This is a genomic window from Falsiroseomonas bella (assembly GCF_003173615.1).
Taxonomy (GTDB): domain Bacteria; phylum Pseudomonadota; class Alphaproteobacteria; order Acetobacterales; family Acetobacteraceae; genus Falsiroseomonas; species Falsiroseomonas bella.
In genome coordinates this window covers 173,860-189,577 of sequence record NZ_QGNA01000001.1, presented here as the reverse complement: position 1 = coordinate 189,577, position 15,718 = coordinate 173,860, and the positions used below count along the sequence as shown (strand labels likewise).

The 15,718-nt window shown below is 71.2% G+C and carries 14 protein-coding genes; 8 read left to right on the top strand and 6 right to left on the bottom strand.

Annotated features, from left to right (window positions below; all coding sequences use genetic code 11):
* Positions 1-20 precede the first annotated feature (20 nt).
* The gene (locus DFH01_RS00860) at positions 21-656 is read right to left on the bottom strand and encodes a TetR/AcrR family transcriptional regulator (protein ID WP_109868521.1); all 636 of its coding nucleotides are present in this window, start codon (positions 654-656) and stop codon (positions 21-23) included.
* A gap of 49 nt (positions 657-705) precedes the next feature.
* Positions 706-1,845 carry a 2-aminoethylphosphonate--pyruvate transaminase gene (locus DFH01_RS00855; RefSeq protein ID WP_109868520.1) on the bottom strand — a complete coding sequence of 380 codons (1,140 nt, stop codon included), beginning with the start codon at positions 1,843-1,845 and terminating at the stop codon, positions 706-708.
* Positions 1,846-1,968: 123 nt separating this feature from the next.
* On the opposite strand from DFH01_RS00855, the gene DFH01_RS00850 reads away from it, so the two are divergent.
* From DFH01_RS00850 to DFH01_RS00835, 4 genes are all read left to right on the top strand, one after another.
* The gene (locus tag DFH01_RS00850; RefSeq protein ID WP_109868519.1) at positions 1,969-2,955 is read left to right on the top strand and encodes a Bug family tripartite tricarboxylate transporter substrate binding protein; all 987 of its coding nucleotides are present in this window, start codon (positions 1,969-1,971) and stop codon (positions 2,953-2,955) included.
* A complete protein-coding gene (locus DFH01_RS00845) occupies positions 2,955-4,640 on the top strand; it encodes a thiamine pyrophosphate-requiring protein (RefSeq protein ID WP_109868518.1) in 1,686 nt (561 codons plus the stop codon). The genes DFH01_RS00850 and DFH01_RS00845 overlap by 1 nt, the downstream gene beginning before the upstream one ends.
* A gap of 93 nt (positions 4,641-4,733) precedes the next feature.
* Positions 4,734-5,705, top strand: a complete 972-nt coding sequence (locus DFH01_RS00840; RefSeq protein ID WP_109868517.1) for a Bug family tripartite tricarboxylate transporter substrate binding protein — start codon at positions 4,734-4,736, stop codon at positions 5,703-5,705.
* Positions 5,702-6,691 carry a D-2-hydroxyacid dehydrogenase gene (locus DFH01_RS00835; RefSeq protein ID WP_109868516.1) on the top strand — a complete coding sequence of 330 codons (990 nt, stop codon included), beginning with the start codon at positions 5,702-5,704 and terminating at the stop codon, positions 6,689-6,691. The genes DFH01_RS00840 and DFH01_RS00835 overlap by 4 nt, the downstream gene beginning before the upstream one ends.
* A 53-nt stretch (positions 6,692-6,744) precedes the next feature.
* Here DFH01_RS00835 and DFH01_RS00830 read toward each other — a convergent pair whose 3' ends face one another.
* Genes DFH01_RS00830 through DFH01_RS00820 form a run of 3 tightly spaced genes read right to left on the bottom strand, consistent with a single transcriptional unit; the run spans position 6,745 to position 11,517 of the window.
* Entirely contained in the window at positions 6,745-7,710 is a 966-nt protein-coding gene (locus DFH01_RS00830) for a Bug family tripartite tricarboxylate transporter substrate binding protein (protein WP_109868515.1), read from the bottom strand.
* The gene (locus DFH01_RS00825) at positions 7,707-9,437 is read right to left on the bottom strand and encodes a hydantoinase B/oxoprolinase family protein (protein WP_109868514.1); all 1,731 of its coding nucleotides are present in this window, start codon (positions 9,435-9,437) and stop codon (positions 7,707-7,709) included. Before DFH01_RS00825 ends, DFH01_RS00830 begins: the two co-directional genes overlap by 4 nt.
* Positions 9,430-11,517: a hydantoinase/oxoprolinase family protein gene (locus DFH01_RS00820; protein ID WP_109868513.1), complete on the bottom strand. Its 2,088-nt coding sequence runs from the start codon at positions 11,515-11,517 to the stop codon at positions 9,430-9,432. Before DFH01_RS00820 ends, DFH01_RS00825 begins: the two co-directional genes overlap by 8 nt.
* 136 nt (positions 11,518-11,653) lie before the next feature.
* Here DFH01_RS00820 and DFH01_RS00815 point away from each other — a divergent pair, with 136 nt between their 5' ends.
* The 3 genes from DFH01_RS00815 (at position 11,654) to DFH01_RS00805 (ending at position 14,392) form a co-directional block, all read left to right on the top strand.
* Positions 11,654-13,279: an FAD-dependent monooxygenase gene (locus tag DFH01_RS00815; protein WP_158287560.1), complete on the top strand. Its 1,626-nt coding sequence runs from the start codon at positions 11,654-11,656 to the stop codon at positions 13,277-13,279.
* A gap of 3 nt (positions 13,280-13,282) precedes the next feature.
* Positions 13,283-14,077, top strand: a complete 795-nt coding sequence (locus DFH01_RS00810) for a maleate cis-trans isomerase family protein (protein WP_109868512.1) — start codon at positions 13,283-13,285, stop codon at positions 14,075-14,077.
* A 96-nt stretch (positions 14,078-14,173) separates the two neighbouring features.
* The gene (locus DFH01_RS00805) at positions 14,174-14,392 is read left to right on the top strand and encodes a hypothetical protein (protein WP_109868511.1); all 219 of its coding nucleotides are present in this window, start codon (positions 14,174-14,176) and stop codon (positions 14,390-14,392) included.
* A 21-nt stretch (positions 14,393-14,413) separates the two neighbouring features.
* Here the strand turns inward: DFH01_RS00805 and DFH01_RS00800 are convergent, their stop codons facing one another.
* Positions 14,414-14,689 carry a DUF3467 domain-containing protein gene (locus tag DFH01_RS00800; RefSeq protein WP_109868510.1) on the bottom strand — a complete coding sequence of 92 codons (276 nt, stop codon included), beginning with the start codon at positions 14,687-14,689 and terminating at the stop codon, positions 14,414-14,416.
* Between the two features lie 176 nt (positions 14,690-14,865).
* Here DFH01_RS00800 and DFH01_RS00795 point away from each other — a divergent pair, with 176 nt between their 5' ends.
* Complete coding sequence (locus tag DFH01_RS00795; RefSeq protein WP_233255909.1) at positions 14,866-15,717, top strand: efflux RND transporter periplasmic adaptor subunit; 852 nt, start codon at positions 14,866-14,868, stop codon at positions 15,715-15,717.
* Position 15,718 lies beyond the last annotated feature (1 nt).

Here is a 15,718-nt window from a genome sequence, read left to right as displayed (position 1 = left end):
CTGACGAAAGTCAATAATCGTCAGTTCGCTTTCCTCAGCCCCCGGACGACCAGCGCCAGCAGCCGGTCCAGGTCGGCCGCCATCTCCTCCTCCGGCGTGCCCAGGCCCATGCATTCGGCGATCAGCACCGGGTGGATGAAGGCGATGCCGGCCTGCTTGATCGCCTTGGCCGTCGCCTCCGCGTCGCAGGGGGCGAATTCCCCGGCCGCGATCCCGTCCATCAGCACATGGCGGATCGCCGTGGTGCAGGAATGGATGAAGCGCTCCACCACGCCCCAGTGCTCGGCCATGGCGGCGGTGACCATGTCGTGCAGGCGGCGTTCCGAGAAGAACAGGCCGAGATGCCGGCGGTGCAGGGTGTGGACCAGGGCCGGCAGGCGCTCCCCGGCCGGGCCGGGTCCGCGGGCGATGTCCCAGATCTCGGCCTCCAGGCCGCTCAGCATCCGCGCCGCGATCGCCTCGTTGATCGCGGATTTGGAGGGGAAGAAGCGATAGACATTGGCCGGCGACATGCCGAGTTCGCGCGCGATGTCGGCCACCGCGGTCTTCTGGTAGCCCATCGTCTTGAACAGGCGTTCGGCGGTGTCCTCGATCCGCCGCCTGGTTTCCTCGGCGGGGGCGCCGCGGCGGGCGGGGGCTTCGGTGCTGGCGCTCATGACAGTTTACATAATCCGTCACTTGTCAAAGCGCCAGACGCTTTCGCGGCTAATCCGGCCTGCCCATCTGCCGCACCCCCATCGCCCGCAGCGTATCCGCCAGCGCATCCAGCGCGCGGCCGATGTCGTGTTCCGTGACGATGCCGATGCAGGCGATGCGGAAGGTGTTCGCCGCCGCGAGCCGCCCCGGGAAGATCACGAAGCCGCGCCGCTTCATGCCGTCGTACAGCGCCTTGAACGAGTAGTTCGGGTCCGGCGGGTCGTGGAAGGTCGCGACGATCGGCGAGGCGACGGAGTCCTCCAGCAGCGTGCGAAAACCCATCTGCCGCATGCCGTCCACCAGGCGCCGCCAGCTGCGGCGGAAGCGCGCCTGCCGCGCCTCCAGACCGCCCTCGTCCTGGTGCTCGCGCAGCGCCTCCGCCATGCCGAGCAGCAGATGCGTCGCCGGCGTGAAGCGGAACATGCCCGTGCGCTCCAGGTGCTGGTTCTGGTCCCAGAGATCGAGCGTCAGGCTGTGCGCGTTGCCCTTTGCCTCCTCCAGCGCGGATTTCTTGGCGACGACCCAGGCGAGGCCGGGCGGCGCCTGCAGCCCCTTGTTCGCGCTGCACACCGCCGCGTCGAAGGCGAGTTTCTTCGCATCCAGCATGAAGGCGCCGTAGCTGGCGACGGCGTCGATCAGCAGCCCCTTGCCGCGGCGCTTGCAGACCTCCGCGATCGCCTCGATCGGGTTGAGGATGCCCGTCGAGGTCTCGCAATGCACCACCATCACATGCGTGATGGCGGGGTCGGCGGCCAGCGCGTCCTCGAATTGCTGCGGTGTCGGCGGCGTGTAGGGCGCGGTCCGGAAGCTCGCATGCGGCGTGCGGATCTTGCGCGCGACCTCCACCAGCCGGTCGCCATAGACGCCGTTGGTGTGGATCAGCAGCTTGCCGTTCTCCGGCACGAAGCTGCCGATCGTCGCCTCGGTGCCGGATGTGCCGCTGCCGACCAGCGGGATCGCCGTGTGGCTGCCATGCCCGTTGCAGAGATCGAGCAGGTATTTCCGGCAGAAGGCGATGGTCTCCAGCATCTTCTGCTCGCCGGAGGCGTAGTCGTGCAGCATCGCCCGCTTCACGCGCATCGAGAGCGTCGCCGGGCCGGGGGTGAGCATCAGCGGCTCGTCCTCGATCCGCGCGCTGTCCTCGTCCATCGCCCTGCCTCCGGTGCCGGCGCCATCCTGCCATGGCGGAACGGCGCTTCAAGCGGCACGCGATGCTTGCGCAGGGTCGCGCCGCGCCGCAAGCTTCCGGAATCGCCACGGGAGAAGCACCACATGCTCAGCCGCGTCCTGGGGCGCCTGCTCGCCCCGGCCTGCCTCGCCCTGCTCGCCGCCTTCGGCACGGGCCACGCCCGGGCGCAAGGCTCCTGGCCCGACCGGCCGATCCGGCTGATCATCCCCTTCGGCCCCGGCGGCGTCAGCGACGGCATCGGACGCATCGGCGCCGAATGGCTCTCCCGCCACATCGGCCAGCCGGTCGTGGTGGAGAACCGCCCGGGCGGCGGCGGCGCCATCGGGATGGAGGCGGCGCTGCGCAGCCCGGCCGACGGCTACACCCTGCTGCATGCCAGCGCCTCGCATGTGGTGGTGCTGCCGCTGATGCAGCGCCTGCCCTTCGATCCGCAGCAGGACTTCGCGCCGATCTCCATCATCGCCGGCAATTCGCTGGTGCTCGGCGTCTCGACCAGCCTTGGTCCGAAGACGCTGGCGGAGTTCCGCGACTACGTCGCGGCGCGGCCGGGACAGCTCGACTACGCCTCCGGCGGCACCGGCGGGCTCAGCCATCTCGGCATGGCCTATCTGCTGAAGCGCATGGACCTGCGGATGGAGCATGTGCCCTATCGCAGCGGCCCGCTGGCGATGCAGGACGTGATGGGCGGGCGCATCCATGTGTATCTCGGCAACGCCGTGGAGATGATGCCGGCGCGCGAGGCCGGCACGCTGCGCACCATCGCGGTGACGGGCGCGCAGCGCAGCGCGCTGCTGCCCGACGTGCCGACCGTGGCTGAGCAGGGCTATCCCGGATTCCAGATCGGCACCTGGAACGGCCTCGCCGCGCCGGCCGGCGTGCCGGCCGAGATCCGCGAGCGCATCGGCGCCATCATGGCGCGCGCCTGCGCCGATGACGGCGTGCGCACCGCGCTGCTGCGCCTCGGCACCGATCCCGTCTGCAGCACGCCGCAGGCCATGGCGGAGGCGATGCGCGCGATGACACCGGTGATGCGCGACGCCATCGCCCTGTCCGGCGCGACGGTGAATTGATGCCCTCCGCGGCCGAGATCTTCCTCCGCCAGCTCGGCGCCAGCGGGGTCGAGTATTTCTTCGCCAATGGCGGCACCGACTTCCCGCCGATCGTCGAGGCCTATGCCGCGCTCGAGGGCAGCAACCACCGCCTGCCCCGGCCCATGACCGTGCCGCATGAGAACGCCGCCGTCGCGATGGCGCATGGCGTGACGATGATCACCGGCAAGCCCCAGGCGGTGATGGTGCATGTGAATGTCGGCACGGCGAACACGGTGAACGGGCTGCTCAACGCCAACCGCGACCACGTGCCGGTCTTCGTGCTGGCCGGCCGCACGCCCTATGCCGAGAAGGGCCGGCACGGCGCGCGCACGCGCAACATCCACTGGGCGCAGGAGATGTTCGACCAGGCCTCCATGGTGCGGGAGGCGGTGAAGTGGGATGGCGAGCTGCGCCAGCCGGAGCAGGCCGCGGACCTCGTCACGCGCGCGCTGTCCATCGCCATGGCATCGCCGCGCGGGCCCGTCTACGCCACGCTGCCGCGCGACACGCTGGCCGCCGCGGCCGACGCCGCCATGGTGCGCGAGCCCGCCGCGCCGCCCGCCGTGCCGCTGCCCGATCCCGCGGCGCTGGAGGCGGCCGCGCGCATGATCGCCGCGGCCGAGCGGCCGCTGGTGATCACCTCCGCCGCCGGGCGCACGCGCGCGGGGTTCGACGCGCTGTCGGCCTTCGCCACGCGCTTCGCCGTGCCGGTGATCAGCTTCACCCCGCGCTTCGTGAACATCGCCGCCGACCATCCGATGCATTGCGGCTACGAGCCCGGGCCGCTGCTCGCCAAGGCGGATTGCGTGATCGTGCTGGACACCGACGTGCCCTGGATCCCGCATCTGCAGGGGCCGCCCGAAGGCAGCCGCGTGATCCATATCGGCGAGGACCCGCTCTTCGCGCTCTACCCGATGCGCAACTTCCCGCTGGACCTGGCGATCACCGGGACGCCGGCGGCGGCGCTGGCCGGCATCGCCGCCGCGCTCGCCCCGCTGCTACCCGCGGATGCGGCGGTCGTGCGGCGTCGCGCGGAGGAGTACGGCGCACTCTCCGCAGCCCAGCGCGCGGCGTGGAAGGAGAGCGTCGCCGCGCCGCCCACCGGGCCGATCACGCCGGAATGGATCAGCCACTGCCTGGCCGAGGCGCTGGACGAGGACGCGATCGTCGTCAACGAGTATCCGCTGCGCCAGACGCATTGCCCGCGCACGCAACACGGCAGCTTCTACGGCCAGAGCACCGCGGGCGGTCTCGGCTGGGGTTTTGGCGCGGCACTCGGCGCGAAGCTCGCCGCACCGGATCGCCTGGTGGTCGCGACGCTCGGTGACGGCGCCTATGTCTTCAACAACCCGACCGCCTGCCACTGGGTGGCCGAGGCGCATGGCCTGCCCGTGCTGGTGATCGTGTTCAACAACGGCATGTACGCCGCGGTGCGGAACTCGACGCTGGCGATGTATCGCGACGGCGCCGCGGCGAAGGCGGGCGGCGAGCTGCTGGCCGACCTCCGCCCCGCCCCCGCCTTCGAGAAACTTTCCGAGGCCAGCGGCGGATATGGCGAGCGGGTGACCGACCCGGCCGAGCTTCCGGCCGCGCTGCGCCGCGCCATCGCGGTGGTGACGCAGGAGAAGCGGCAGGCGCTGCTCAACGTCGTCTGCGAATATTGACGATGGCGCCGGCCGCCCATTGAACTTCTGCGGCCTCGGGCGGAGAGTTGCGGCGGGCGGTCGCCGGGCGGCCGCCAGGGAAGGAAACCGACCATGCAACGCCGCAAGCTCCTGCTCGCCGCCGCGGGCGCGCCGATGCTGCTGCACGCCCCCGCGCTGCGCGCCCAGGCCTTCAGCCAGACGGTGCGAATCATCGTGCCCTTCGGCCCGGGCGGCACCAGCGACATCCTGGCGCGGCTGATCGCGCCCTCGCTGCAGGCGCGCATCGGCCAGAACGTGGTGGTGGAGAATCGGCCGGGCGCCGGCGGCAACATCGGCGCCGATGCGGTGGCGAAGAGCCGGCCGGACGGGCACACGATGGTGCTGCTCGACATCTCCGTCCTCGCGACCAACCCGTTCCTCTTTGCGCGCCTGCCCTTCGACGTGGAGCGGGACCTGGCGCCGGTGCAGATGGTGGTCTTCGCGCCCTACATCCTGGCCGTGAACAACGCGTTGCCGGTGCAGAACGCGGCCGAGCTCGCTGCCTATGTGAAGGCCAATCCCGGCAAGCTGAACGCGGCGAATTCAGGCACCGGCACGCTGACCCACCTCGTCGCGCTCTCGCTCGCCTCGCATTGGGGCGGTGCGATGGAGCATGTGCCCTATCGCGGCGGCGCGCCCGCCTTGACGGCTCTGGTGTCCAACGAGTCGAACCTGACGATGGCGGGGGCAACGCAATCCATGCCCTATGTCGTGCAGGGCCAGATGCGCGGGATCGCGGTGACCGGCCCACGCCGCTTCGACACCCTGCCGAACCTGCCGACCTTCCGCGAACTCGGCTGGCCGGAGCCCGACGCGGGCACCTGGCAGGGCATCCTGGTGCAGGGCCAGACGCCGCCCGCCATGGTCGCACGGCTTGAGCAGGAGATCGCGGCCGTGCTGAACGAGCCGGCGGTGAAGGCCCGCATCGTCCAGCTCGGCGGCGAGGTGCAGGCCGATGGCGCCGCCTCCTTCCGCAACCGCCTGCGCGAACAGACGGAGAGCTACGGCCGCATCATTCGCACCAACAACGTCAGGCTCGAATGACGCGCGATCGCGTCCTGCGCGTCCACGCGCATGTCAGCCCGAAGGCGAACCTCGCCGACCAGTTCACCGAGGCGAAGCTGCGCGCGGCGTTGGCACCGCTCGCGCAGCGCCTCGCGCTGAGCCATGGCGGCACGCAGGAATCGCTGGAGGCCGCGCTGGCGGACGCCGAGGTGCTGTTCCTGACCGGCAGCGCGCCGCTGCACGACCTTGCCCGACGCGCGCCGCATCTGCGCTGGATCAGCTACACCAGCGCGGGCGTGGAGGGGCTGCTGAAGCTCGACATCCCCGCCCACGTCACCATCACCAATGCCAGCGGCACGCATGCGCCGAAGGCGGCGGAATTCGCGCTGGCCGCGGTGCTGATGCTGAACAACGCCATCCCGCACCTGGTCACGGCGCAGCGCGCGCATCGCTGGTCGCCGCGCGCCGGCGGCACCGTGGCCGGGAAGACCGTGCTGATCCTCGGCATGGGCGCGCTCGGCGGCGCGGCGGCGCGCGCGTTGAAGGCGCAGGGCATGCGCGTGATCGGCAACAGCCGCTCCGGCCGCGCGCATCCAGACGTGGACGTTATGACCGCGGGCGGCGACTTCCGGCGGCACCTCCCGGAGGCCGACTTCCTCATCATCGCGCTGCCGCTGACGCCCGAGACGCACGGCCTGGTCGGACGCGCGGAGCTGGACGCGCTGCCTCGCCACGCGGGCGTGGTGAACATCGGCCGCGGCGAGCAGCTCGACGAAGGCGCGCTCGCCGCGAAGCTGCACGAAGGCAGCCTCAGCGGTGCGGTGCTGGATGCGCTGACGCAGGAGCCGCTGCCCGCCGACAGCCCGCTCTGGGACACGCCGAACCTGATCATCACGGCGCATTGCGGGGTGTACGACCCCACGGCCTACGGCACGCGCTGCATGGCGGCCTTCGCGGCGAACATCCAGCGCTACCTTGACGACGCCGCCCTTGAGCAGGTGGTCCAGCGCGACCGGGGCTACTGAAAAGCGAACAAAAAAACCGGGGACGATGATCGTCCCCGGACCCCTGCGTTCGTTCAGCCTACCGTGATGTTGGCTTCGCGGACGACCTGGCCCCAGAGCGCGATCTCGCGTTGCAGGGTGTCGGCGAGCTCGGCGGGGGTGGAATACAGGGCGTCGCCGCCGGCGCGGGCGAGCGCGGCCTTGGTCGGCTCATGCGTCAGCGCCTCCTTCGTGGCGGCGGCGAGGCGCCCGATGATCGGCTCCGGCGTGCCGGCGGGCGCGAAGACCGCACCCCAGGTGCCGGCGACGTAGTTCGCCACACCGGCCTCCTGCATCGTCGGCAGTTCCGGCACCAGCGGATGACGCTGCGCGGCACAGATCGCCAGCCCCTTGATCCGCCCGCCCCGCAACTGCGGCACCAGCGAGGGCAGGCTGTCGAACATCGCGTTGATGTTGCCCGCGACGAGATCATTCATCGCCGGCGCACCGCCGCGATAGGGCACATGGATCAGCTTCACGCCGGCCCGGAGATTGAACAATTCGCCCGCCAGGTGCAGCGAGCTGCCGGCGCCGCCTGAGCCCCAGGTGAGCTCGCGCCGCTTCGCCAGCGCGACGAACTCCTGCACGTTGTTCACCGGGAGTGACGGATTCACCACCAGCGCCTGCTCGATGCGGAAGGTCAGCGAGACCGGCGCGAGATCCTTCGAGGGATCGAAGGTCATGTCCCGGAACAGATGGCGATTCACCGCGACCGGGCCGTTGCTGGACAGCACCAGCGAATAGCCGTCCGGCGCGGATCGCACGATGTTCTCGATGCCGAGATTGCCGCCCGCGCCGGCGCGGTTCTCCACCACCATCGGCTGGCCGAGCAGCTCCGTCATCTTCTGCGCGTAGATGCGCGCGACGATGTCCGTGCCGCCGCCCGCGGCGAATGGCACCACGAGCCGGATCGGCCGTGTGGGATAGGCGCCCTGTGCGAGCGCCGGCGCAGGCAACGCGACGGCGGCGAGCAGCGCGCGGCGCGAGAGACGAAGCGTCATGACCTGTCCTCCCATCCTGCAAGAGCCTGTTGGACATGGGCCGTGCCGTAGTCGCGCTCGGCGGCCTCCCTGGAAACCTTGCCGTCATGGATGTCCGCGGCCAACGCCTGCGGATCGCGCTGCGAGGGCGCGCCGAAGCCGCCGCCGCCCGGCGTCTGGATGCGCACCGCCTCGCCGGCTGTGAGGCGCATCGCGGTGGTGGCGGTCGGCAGCGGCGCTTCCTGCGGCGTGCCTGGCCGGTGGCGCAGCTTCGCGAGGCCGCCGGGCAGCCCGCCTTCACAGCCCGGCGCATCCGTGACGTAGCCCTCGCCGCGCGCCGTCAGCAGCGAGCCGTCCACGCGGGAAGAAATCTGGCGCGCGAGCCCAAGGCCGCCGCGCCAACGACCGGCACCGCCGGAATCCGCGACCAGCGCGTATTCGTCCACCAGCAACGGATACTCGATCTCCAGCGCCTCGGCGGGCAGGTTGGACGAGTTCACCGTGTGCACCTGCGCCGCATCCGCGCCGTCAGCGCCGCAGGTCGCGCCGATGCCGCCGGCGAGCGTCTCCAGATAGACATAGGGGCCGCCGTTGCGGCGCTCGCCGGCCACCAACAGCAGCGGCACGGAATCATGGCTCATCGCCATCCGCCGTTCCGGCGGCACCGCACGGTTCATCGCATCGAAGATGGCGCCCGATGCGCGGTTGCAGGTGATGGCGCGCACCGCTGTGGCGGCGGGAAAGCGCGGGTTGAGGATGCTGCCCTCCGGCGCCGTAAGCCGCACCGTGTCGAACAACCCGCTGTTCGCGGGAAGGTCGGGATCGAGCAGCGCCTTCACGGCGTAGTAGCAGGTCGCTTCCAGGGCGACGCCTGCGACATTCATCGCGCCGCGCGCCTGCGGGGCGGAGCCTGCGAAATCCAGCAGCAGGTCGCTGCCCTTCACGGCCACGCGCACCGCGAGCCGGATCTTCTCGCCGCCCGGCACGCCATCGGAATCCATCCAGCGCTCGCCATGCCATTCGCCATCGGGCATGGCGGCGATGCGGGCGCGCAGGCGCCGCGCCGTGTAGGCGATGAGGTCGTCGATCGCGCGCTCCACGGCCGCGATGCCATCGGCCGCCACGAGGCGCAGCATCAGGTCGGCGCCGCGGCGGTTCACCGCGATCTGCGCGCGGAGATCCAGCGTGCGCTCCACCGGCTCGCGCGAGTTATGCGCGATCATGCGCAGCAAATCCTCGTCCACCTCGCCGGCGCGCGCGATGCGCATCACGGGAATGCGCAGCCCTTCCTCGAAGATGCTGCGCGCGGTCTGCGACATGGAGCCGGGATAGGGACCGCCAACATCCGAATGGTGCCCCGTGTTCACCGCGAAGAACGCCACCCGTTGATCGAAAAAAATCGGCGTGACGATGGTGATGTCCGGCTGGTGCGTACCGCGCGCGAGGAAGACGTCGTTGCAGACGAAGGCGTCGCCGTCCTTCATCGCCTCCACCGGCGTGTGCTCCAGCACGGAGCGCACGGCGCCGAGCAGCGATCCCAGGTGCAGCGGCATATGCGCGGCCTGCGCGATGCAGCGGCCCTTCGCGTCGAACATGCCGACGGAACAGTCCTTGCGTTCCTTGATGTTGGTGGAGAAGGAGGCGCGGATCAGGATGTGGCCCATCTCCTCCGTGATGGAGAGCAGGCGGTTGGCGAAGACCTCCATCGCCACCGGGTCGGCGGCGGGGGTCGGATTCGTGTCAGGCATGGGCCAGCGCCTCCTGCGATGCGGCGCTGCGGGTGGTCTGGCGCAGCACGATGTTGCCCTCGGCATCGAGCTCGACCACCTGGCCCGGGAAGGCGACGGTGGTGGCGCTCATCTCCTCGATCACGGCCGGGCCGGTCAGCCGCGCGCCGGCGGGCAGGCGGTCGCGGTCGTACACCGGCGTGTCGCGCCAGCCGATCTCGCGGTCGAAATAGACGCGGCGCGCGCCGATGCGCGCGGCTTCCGGCGAGCCCTCACTTGGCGGCGGTTCCGGCGCGCCGCGCGGCACGCGTCCCAGCGCCGTGAGGCGGCAATTCACCAGCTCCACGGTGCGGCCGGGGATGGCGTAGCCATAGGTGCGCTCATGCTCGATGGCGAAGGCGTCCATCAGCGCGGGCAGGTCCATGCCGCCTTCCGGCAGCTTGACCCGCACCTCGAAATTCTGGCCGTCATAGCGAAGGTCCACGGCGCGGGCGGCGTCGCGCTGCGCCGGCGGCACGCCTTCGCCTTCCAGCCAGGCTTGCGCGTCCCGCTCCATTTCGGCGAAGAGCGCGGCGGCGTTGCTCCAGCTGCTTTCATCGAGCGGCGCGATGGCCGTGCGGACGAAATCCAGCGCGATGTCGGCCAGCAGGATGCCGCGCGCGCACATCGTGCCGGGCTCGCGCGGCACGACCACCACTGGAATGCCGCATTCGGCGGCGACTTCCGTCGCGTGCAGCGGACCGGCGCCGCCATAGGCGAAGAGCGCGAAGCGTTCCGGCGCATAGCCGCGCTCCGTCGTCACGCCGCGGATCGCGCGGCCCATATTGGCGACGGCGACGCGGATGATGCCGAGCGCGGCTTCCTCCACGGAAAGCCGCAGCGGAGTCGCGATCTTCTCCTCCACCGCACGCCGCGCCGCCGCTGCATCCACCGGCATCGCCCCGCGCAGCAGCGCGACGGGATCGAGCCGGCCGAGCACGATGTTCGCATCCGTCAGCGTCGGCTCCGTGCCGCCCTTGCCGTAAGCCACCGGGCCGGGATGCGCGCCGACGCTGCGCGGCCCGACCTTCAGCGCGCCGCCGGCATCGATGAAGGCGACGGACCCGCCGCCGGCGCCGATCACGTCGATGCCGATCGCCGGCACCTTCACCGGATGCCCGGCGACGTCACGTGAGGAGGTGGAGGTCGGCGCGCCATCGGCGATCACCGAGACATCGGTGGAAGTGCCGCCGACATCGAAGGTGACGACATTCGGGAAGCCCGCCGCGCCCGCGACGACGGCTGCGCCGATCACGCCCGCGGCCGGGCCGGAGAGGCAGGTGCGCACCGGCGCCGCGCCGGCCGTCGCCACCGACATCAGCCCGCCATTGGAATGCACGGTGTAGGGACCGGGCGCGATGCCCGCGCCCCTCAGCCGTGCCTGGAGCTTGTCGAGGTAGCGAGCCATGCGCGGGCCGACATAGGCGTTCATCAAGGTCGTGGAGAAACGGTCGAACTCGCGGAATTCCGGCAGCACCTCGGCGGAGATCGAGAGATAGGCGTCAGGCGCCACGCGCTGCAGCACACGCTTCGCCGCCGCCTCGTGGCGCGGATCGCGCCAGGCATGCAGGAAGCCGACGGCGATGGCCTCCACCCCCTGCGCCAGCAGCGCGCGCGCGGCCTGTTCCACCTCCGCCTCGTCCAGCGCCTGCAGCACCGTACCCTCGGCCGCCAGGCGCTCGGCGATCTCGATGCGGCGCCGGCGCGGCACCAGCGGCTCCGGGCGCTTCACCGTGTAGTCGTAGAGATGCGGCCGCGTCTGCCGGCCGATCTCCAGCACGTCCCGAAAACCCCTCGTCGTCAGCAGGCCGGTGCGCGCGCCGCGGCGCTCGATCACCATGTTGGTCGCGACGGTCGTGCCATGCCCGAGGAACACCACCTCGCCGGCCGCGCCCTGCGCGCGGGCAAGCAGGCCGATGATGCCGGTCTCGATCGCCTCGGACGGATCGTGCGGCGTCGAGGGCACCTTGTGGAAGGTGATGCGGCCCGTCGCTTCGTCCACCAGGGCAAGGTCGGTGAAGGTTCCGCCGACATCGAGGCCGATCCGCAGCCTTCGTGCCATCTCCGCGCATCCCACGCTGTCCCGCGCGCGAGCCTTGCATTGCGGAGCGGGGGCGTCGAGACGGAAGATGCGTCGCTCCGCCGATTGTCGGCATGCGATACGCTGGCTACCGTGGCCCCGAGCAAGGAGGTGCCCGATGCCGCAACGCGTGCCGGTGCTGATCGCCGGCGGCGGGCCGGTGGGGCTGACCCTCGGCATCGACCTCGCGCATCGCGGCGTGCCCGCCCTGCTGGTGGAGCCGCGGCACGGGCCGACGCAGCATCCGAAGGCGACGCTGCTCGGCGCACGCTCGATGGAGTTGTTCCGGCGCTGGGGGCTCGACGAGCGGGTCTACGAAGCCTGCATGCCGCAGAACGACGCCTACTACATCGTCTTCTGCGACCGTCTGGCGGGGCACGAGATCCATCGCTTCGCCTCGCCGCCCGTCGCGGCGATCCGCGCCCGCGATCCGGATGCGGCGGCGCGCTGGCGGGAACTCGCCTGGTCGCCCTATGGCAAGACGCAGATCGGGCAGCAGGCGCTGGAGCCGGTGCTGCTGAAGCACGCGGCAGCTCTGTCGCCGCTGACGATGCGGCATGGCTGGCGCCTGACTGCCTTCGAGGATCGCGGCGACCATGTGCTCGCGACGCTGGAGGACGAGGCCGGCGCGAGCGAGCAGGTGGAGGCGGATTACCTTGTGGGCTGCGACGGCGGCGCGTCCCTGGTGCGCAAGACGCTCGCCATCCCGATGGTCGGCCGCGGACGGATGCGCAGCAACCTCTCCTTCCTGTTCCGCAGCGCCGATTTCCTGCGGGCGCACGGCAAGGGCCTGGCGAACCTGTATTTCTGCTTCACGCCCGGCTGCTACGGCGTCTTCACCGCGATCGACGGGCGGGAGCTCTGGAACTACCAGTTCTACTGGGCCGATCCCGCGCGGGAGGGCGCCGACGATCCCGCCGCCGTCCTGCACGCCGCGATGGGCGCACCCTTCGATTTCGAGCTGGTCGGCACCACGCATTGGCATCATCACCAATCCGTTGCGGCGGAATGGCGGCGCGGCCGTGTCTTCCTCGCCGGCGATGCCGCGCATCTCTTCGTGCCGACCGGCGGCGTCGGCATGAACACCGGCATCGGCGACGCCTGCGACCTCGCCTGGAAGCTTTGGGCCATTCGCGAAGGCTGGGCGGGTGAGAAACTGCTCGACAGCTACGAGGCCGAGCGCAAGCCGGTGGCGATCCGCAACTCCATCATCTCCGCGACCAACTCCGACCGCATCGACATGGTGATGGCGGAAACGCCCGCTTTCATCGGCGAGGACAGTGCGCGCGGCGCGGCGGCCCGCGTGCGGCTGAAGCAGCGCATCGCCTGGATGTCGCGGCAGTTCAACAGCGCGGGCGTGCATCTCGGCTACCGCTACGCAGACAGCCCGGCGGTCGTGCCGGATGGCACATACGAGCCGCCGGACGATCCAAACCAGGTCGTGCCCTCCACCTGGCCGGGCAGCCGCTTGCCGCATGCCTGGCTGCCGGACGGGCGCAGCACGCTGGACCTGCTGGGCGCTGGCTTTTCGCTCATCGGCGCCGGCATGGACGCCGAGGCGCCACGGCTTCTGGCCGCGCTGTGCGGCGCAGGCGTGCCCGTGCGCACGCAACGCTGCGACGCCGCCGTGCTGGAAGGCCCGCGCCTCATTCTGGTGCGGCCCGACGGGCATGTGGGATGGCGCGGCGCGGCCGATCCGGCGGAGCCGGGGCCAATCGTCGCACGGCTGACGGGAAGGGATTGAACCATGGCGGTGGAATACGCTCCGCGCGGCCTGCTCGGCGTGCTGACGCCGCAGGCGAACACCACGGTGGAGCCGGAATTCGCGGCGCTGCTGCCGCCCGGCACGGCGATGCTGAACGCGCGCATGACCAGCACGAAGCCGACCATCATCGCGCGGCTGCTGGACTATCTCGCCTCGCTCGAGGCCTGGTCGGACCAGTTCGCCAACGCCCCCATCGGCGCCATCGCCTTCGCCTGCACCGGGGCCTCCTACTTCGCCGGCGTGGCGGAGGAGGAGGCGGCGGTCGCGCGCATCACCGCGGCGCGCGGCGTGCCCTTCGTCACGGCGGGACATGCGGTGCGCGACGCCTTCCGCGCCTTGGGTGCGAAGCGCATCGGCCTGGTCAGCCCCTATCCGCAGGACCTGACGGATGCGGGCATCGCCTACTTCACCGCGCTCGGCTTCGAGGTGGTGCGCGTCTCAGGCTCCGTGCTGCAGGACGGCGTGTTCCACCCGATCTACGCGATGAGCGGGGAGGGCGCGCACCAGGCGCTGCTGGCGCTCGATCCCACGGGGCTGGATGCGATCGCGATGCTCGGCACGGGGATGCCGACGATGCTGCCGATCCGCCGCACGCCCTTCCATGGCGGCGTGCCGGTGCTGTCCTGCATGCTGGCGCTGGCCTGGCGCAGCCAATGCGCGCTGGATCGCGCGCCACCTCAGCGGGAGAACCTGCTCGCCTGGGTCCGCGGCGAAGGCTGGGGCGCGCGCTACGAAGCCCGCGCCTTCAAGGGCGGTGGCGGCGGCCGGCCGGACTGAGCGCGCCCACCCCTCTTGATCCGGCGCGGCAGGACCGGGATGTTCCCGCCCCGTCGCGCCGGCCGGGCGCGGCAGCCATCAGGAGACGCACCGCGCATGAGCCAGTCCGGGCCGTTCTATCTGCGTTGGCGCCCCGCCGGGACGGCGGCGCCGGAACTCGAGCGCTTCGATGACCTCGACGCCGCCCTGGACGCGGTGGAGGCGCGCTGGGCGTCGCTGCGCGAGCAGGCGCCGCAGATCCTGGATGGCCGCAAGGTGCTGATCCTCAGCACTGCCGAGCTCCAGGGCGAGTTCGACGCGGCGCCGGAGGCCTGAGCCGGGCGGCGCCGCGGCGCCTCAAAGCGCGCCGTGGCGCGCCTCGTGCTCAGACATCAGGCGCGTCAGCAGGTCGTGGAAGCGCTTGGCCGCGACCGGGCTCATGATGATCCGGTGAAGCAGCTGCACGTCCATCGCGCCGCCGCCCTGCTGCTGCTGCAGGTCCCAGTTCTGGTTGACGCCGAAGGTGAGCACGACTTCCTCGCGCGTGCTGGTGGCGCTGCAAACGTTGCAATAGCTGCTCTTCAGCTGCGAGGTGTCGAGCTTCATCTCCGGCTGGGTCGGCGGCTGCGCCATCTCGATGCTCCTTGCGCCGCGCGATCGCTGCCGGGGGTCCGGGCGTCAACGCGGGGTTGCGCGGACGATATCGGCGGCGCGGCACAGCGGCAAGCGGCGGCGGGGCGTTGCATTTCCCCACCGATGGACGATGCTCGGCGCGATCGGCGCCGCACGCGCCGCTTGTGTGGATGAGCATGCATCGCAACGGTTACGCGCCCCGCCCGCTCCACCTCGCCGCGCTGCCGCTGCTGTTCGCCCTGGCCGGCGGCGCCTCGGCGCAGCCAGCGCCGCGGCTCGCCGAGGGCGAGTTCGACTGCCTGATGGACGCCGCCCAGCGCGTGAAGCTCGGCGCCTCCGTCACCGGGCTGATCCGCAGCGTGCAGGTCAACCGCGGCGACGTGGTGCGGCAGGGCCAGGTCGTGGCGCAGCTCGCCGCGGAGGTGGAGGAGGCGAACCTCGCTCTCGCCCGCGTCCGCGCGGAGAACGACGCGCCGGTGGCCAGCGCCGAGCAGCGCGCCGAATACGCCGAGCGCCGCGCCGGACGGCTGCAGCGCCTGCGCGCCAGCAGCGCGGTCAGCGAGCGCGAATACGACGAGGCCGCCACCGAGGCCCGCGTGGCGGCGCTGACGCTGCGCGACGCGCAGATGAACCTGCAGGCGGCGCGCGCCGAGCTGCTGCGCGCCGAGGAACAGGTGGCCCAGCGGCGCATCCTGAGCCCGGTGGACGGCATCGTGGTGGAGCGTCACCTCGCTGCCGGCGAGTATTTCCACGAGCAGGCACAACTGCTCACCCTCGCGCAGATCGACCCGATCCACGTCGAGGTGTTCCTGCCGGTTTCCTATTTTGGCCAGGTCAAGCCCGGCGATGTCGCGACGGTACTGCCGGAGGCGCCGGTCGGCGGCGCGCATCCGGCGGAGGTTTCCGTCGTGGACCGGGTGATGGACGCGGCCAGCGGCACCTTCGGCGTGCGGCTGCGCCTGCCGAACCCCGATCTCGCGCTGCCGGCGGGACTGCGCTGCCGCATTCGCTTCCGCGCGCCAAGCTAAA

Excerpts from the sequence above, each read along its gene's own strand:
- DFH01_RS00860 (WP_109868521.1), bottom strand. The coding sequence starts at position 656 with ATGAGCGCCAGCACCGAAGCCCCCGCCCGCCGCGGCGCCCCCGCCGAG.
- DFH01_RS00855 (WP_109868520.1), bottom strand. The coding sequence starts at position 1,845 with ATGGACGAGGACAGCGCGCGGATCGAGGACGAGCCGCTGATGCTCACC.
- DFH01_RS00850 (WP_109868519.1), top strand. The coding sequence starts at position 1,969 with ATGCTCAGCCGCGTCCTGGGGCGCCTGCTCGCCCCGGCCTGCCTCGCC.
- DFH01_RS00845 (WP_109868518.1), top strand. The coding sequence starts at position 2,955 with ATGCCCTCCGCGGCCGAGATCTTCCTCCGCCAGCTCGGCGCCAGCGGG.
- DFH01_RS00840 (WP_109868517.1), top strand. The coding sequence starts at position 4,734 with ATGCAACGCCGCAAGCTCCTGCTCGCCGCCGCGGGCGCGCCGATGCTG.
- DFH01_RS00835 (WP_109868516.1), top strand. The coding sequence starts at position 5,702 with ATGACGCGCGATCGCGTCCTGCGCGTCCACGCGCATGTCAGCCCGAAG.
- DFH01_RS00830 (WP_109868515.1), bottom strand. The coding sequence starts at position 7,710 with ATGACGCTTCGTCTCTCGCGCCGCGCGCTGCTCGCCGCCGTCGCGTTG.
- DFH01_RS00825 (WP_109868514.1), bottom strand. The coding sequence starts at position 9,437 with ATGCCTGACACGAATCCGACCCCCGCCGCCGACCCGGTGGCGATGGAG.
- DFH01_RS00820 (WP_109868513.1), bottom strand. The coding sequence starts at position 11,517 with ATGGCACGAAGGCTGCGGATCGGCCTCGATGTCGGCGGAACCTTCACC.
- DFH01_RS00815 (WP_158287560.1), top strand. The coding sequence starts at position 11,654 with ATGCCGCAACGCGTGCCGGTGCTGATCGCCGGCGGCGGGCCGGTGGGG.
- DFH01_RS00810 (WP_109868512.1), top strand. The coding sequence starts at position 13,283 with ATGGCGGTGGAATACGCTCCGCGCGGCCTGCTCGGCGTGCTGACGCCG.
- DFH01_RS00805 (WP_109868511.1), top strand. The coding sequence starts at position 14,174 with ATGAGCCAGTCCGGGCCGTTCTATCTGCGTTGGCGCCCCGCCGGGACG.
- DFH01_RS00800 (WP_109868510.1), bottom strand. The coding sequence starts at position 14,689 with ATGGCGCAGCCGCCGACCCAGCCGGAGATGAAGCTCGACACCTCGCAG.
- DFH01_RS00795 (WP_233255909.1), top strand. The coding sequence starts at position 14,866 with ATGCATCGCAACGGTTACGCGCCCCGCCCGCTCCACCTCGCCGCGCTG.